Genomic DNA, 3033 nt, shown 5'->3' on the forward strand with positions numbered 1-3033 from the left:
CCAATGACCGTCGCAAGCCGTCGTGGCCTGTCGTCGATCTTCGGCTGAATTAGTTCACTAACAGCACTCTACGAGGAGGATAAGATGACCACAATTCCCTTCAACCGGCTCGTCTGGCTCACGCTGCGCGCGTCGGCGGCGCTGGCACTCACCATTGCACCCTACCACTTGACGCTTGACGGTGCGGCTAAGCTCGTTCCAGCCGTTGCCCACGCCGAATCCGAGGGCGGTGGTGGCGGCGGCGACGGAGGTCACGACGGCGGCAATGGTGGCGGTGACGGCGGCGAGCACGATGGCGGCGACAGCCACAGCAGCAGCGGAACCTCTGGCAGCCATGACGGTGAGAAGGAATCTGCTCACGACCAGGGTGAGGATAACACAGGAGGCACGACTGGCACTGGCGCAGATTCCGGTACCGAGACCGACGGATCCGACGACTCATCTTCCGAGCCGCTGGTGATGGACCACTGAGTGCGTCCCGCATAGGTGGACGCATTGGCCCGATTGCGAAGACGCAGCGGGGTTTGATCAGAGGCGCGGGCCACAAAGGTAAAGGCCGACGCCCTTCGATCGCCAGCACTAAAGTTTTGCTGGGGCGTTACTCCCGCTCTTTGCGCAGCTTTGCCCAGTATTCCAGCCGCTTCCTGATATCGCGCTCGAAGCCACGCTCGGGCGGATCGTAGAAAGTGCGGCGGCCCATCTTTTCCGGGAAATAGTCCTGACCGGAGAAGGCATCCGGCTCGTCGTGGTCGTAGCGGTAGCCGGCGCCGTAATCCTCCTCTTTCATCAGCTTTGTCGGCGCGTTGAGGATGTGTTTTGGCGGCAGCAGCGAGCCGAACTCCTTGGCCGCCTGTGTCGCCGCCTTGAAGGCGGTGTAGACGGCGTTCGATTTCGGCGCGGTGGCGAGATAGACGGCGGCCTCGGCGAAGGCGAGCTCGCCCTCGGGAGAGCCGAGATAGTCATAGGCGTCCTTGGCGGCATTGGCGATGACCAGCGCCTGCGGATCGGCCAAGCCGATATCCTCCACCGCCATGCGCACCAGCCGGCGGCCGAGATAGAGCGGATCCTCACCGGCATCGAACATGCGGGCGAGATAGTAGAGCGCGGCGTCGGGGTCCGAACCGCGCACCGATTTGTGCAGCGCCGAGATCAGGTTGTAGTGTCCATCCTGGCCCTTGTCGTAGATCGGCGCGCGGCGCTGGATGACGCGCTGCAGGCCCTCCGGCCCGAACACCTCGCCCGGCTTGGCGGCGCGCCAGACTTCCTCGGCCAGCGTCAGCGAGGCGCGGCCGTCGCCGTCGCTCATGCGGATGAGCATGGCCCGCGCTTCCTCGTCGAGCGGCAGCGCCCTGCCCTCGGTTTCTTCCGCGCGCGCCAAAAGCTTGGCGATGCTCTCCTCACCCAGCGAGCGGAACACCAGTACGCGCGCGCGGGACAGCAGCGCGGCGTTCAGTTCGAAGGACGGGTTTTCCGTCGTGGCGCCGACCAGCACCACCGTGCCGTCTTCCATGACGGGCAGAAAGCCGTCCTGCTGGGCACGGTTGAAGCGATGGATCTCGTCGACGAAGAGCAGCGTCTGGCGGCCATTGGCGCGGCGCAGCTTCGCCGCCTCGAACACTTTCTTCAGGTCGGCGACGCCGGAGAACACCGCCGATATCTGCTCGAAGGCAAGATTGGTTTCGCCAGCCAAGAGCCGCGCAACCGTCGTCTTGCCGGTGCCGGGCGGCCCCCAGAAGATCATCGAACCGAGCGAGCCGGAATCGATCAGGCGTGTCAGCGCGCCGTCCGGCCCGGTCAGATGCTCCTGACCGACGACCTCGCCAAGGTTCTTCGGACGCAGCCGATCGGCCAGCGGCCGCCCGGGCGGCGCTTTCTCCGGTTCATCGGAACTGAACAGGTCAGCCATGCTTGTCTTCGAGTTGGAGCGCGACCCTCTTGGGCCGGGCTCAGTAGCGCAACACCTGGCGCAGTGTCTGCCCGCCACGCTCGACGGTAAAGCGCCACCAGCGCGTGTCCTGCTGGGCAATTTGTGCCAGCGTCGCCGCTGTATCGATGCTCGTGCCGTTCACCTCGCGTACGATATCGCCCGGCTGGAAGCCGAAATCGGCGGCGGGTGAATCGCGATTGATGTCGACCACGGTGACGCCCTTCAAGTCGGTGCGCAGGCCGAGCCGCTGGGCAAGGCGCGGCGACAGCTCCGCCACCTTGGCGCCGGCGAAGGGGCTGCGGCCATGCAGCGTCATCTCGGTCGGCTTGGCGCCTTCCGGCGCCCGCTCCAGAGAGATCTCCAGCGTCGCCTGCTGGCCTTTGCTCAGCACGGCGAAGGTCGCCTTGGAGCCGATCGACAGCGTCGCCATGCGGTAGTCCAGCGCCTCGATGCTTTCGACCGGCGTATTGTTGAGCGACAGCACGACGTCGCCGGGTTTTAAGCCCGCCTTGCCGGCAGGGCCGGCCGCATCGACCGACGAAACCAGCGCGCCGGTCGGCTTTTCGATACCGAGCGATTCCGCGATCTGCGGCGTAACGGCCTCGAATTCGGCGCCGATATAGGGCCGCTCGAAGAAGTCGAGTCCGGCCTTGGCGGCGTCGGCGAAGGCGCGCACCATGTTGGCGGGAATAGCGAAACCGATGCCGATCGAGCCGCCGCTGCGGCTGTAGATCGCCGTGTTGATGCCGACCAGTTGGCCGCCCATGTTGATCAGCGCGCCACCGGAATTGCCGGGATTGATGGCGGCGTCGGTCTGGATGAAATAGCCGGAATCCGAGACCCCGATATGGCTGCGGGCAAGTGCAGAAACAATGCCGCTGGTGGTGGTCTGGCCGACGCCGAACGGATTGCCGATGGCCAGCACCAGGTCGCCGACCTCGAGCGCATCCGAATCGCCGATGGCGATCACCGGGAACGGCTTGTCGGCCGAGATCTTGAGCACGGCGAGATCGAGCGTCTCGTCCTTCAGCATGACCTTCGAGGTGAACTCGCGCCCGGCGGCGGTCGCGACCTTTACCTCGTCGGCGTCCTTGATGACATGGTAG

Annotated in this window: 3 protein-coding genes; 1 reads left to right on the plus strand and 2 read right to left on the minus strand. The window is 65.3% G+C overall.

Translation table 11 applies throughout. The features are described from left to right. Window positions 1–84 precede the first annotated feature (84 nt). Window positions 85–471: a hypothetical protein gene (locus EOA38_RS32125; protein WP_126094097.1), complete on the plus strand. Its 387-nt coding sequence runs from the start codon at window positions 85–87 to the stop codon at window positions 469–471. Between the two features lie 127 nt (window positions 472–598). Here EOA38_RS32125 and EOA38_RS32130 read toward each other — a convergent pair whose 3' ends face one another. Next, complete coding sequence (locus EOA38_RS32130; RefSeq protein ID WP_126094098.1) at window positions 599–1906, minus strand: replication-associated recombination protein A; 1308 nt, start codon at window positions 1904–1906, stop codon at window positions 599–601. A gap of 40 nt (window positions 1907–1946) precedes the next feature. Then, a partial coding sequence (locus EOA38_RS32135) for a trypsin-like peptidase domain-containing protein (protein WP_127301115.1) occupies window positions 1947–3033 on the minus strand: 1087 nt, incomplete at its 5' end.

The organism is Mesorhizobium sp. M1E.F.Ca.ET.041.01.1.1, from assembly GCF_003997355.1.
Taxonomy (GTDB): domain Bacteria; phylum Pseudomonadota; class Alphaproteobacteria; order Rhizobiales; family Rhizobiaceae; genus Mesorhizobium.

Excerpts from the sequence above, each read along its gene's own strand:
- EOA38_RS32125 (WP_126094097.1), top strand. The coding sequence starts at position 85 with ATGACCACAATTCCCTTCAACCGGCTCGTCTGGCTCACGCTGCGCGCG.
- EOA38_RS32130 (WP_126094098.1), bottom strand. The coding sequence starts at position 1,906 with ATGGCTGACCTGTTCAGTTCCGATGAACCGGAGAAAGCGCCGCCCGGG.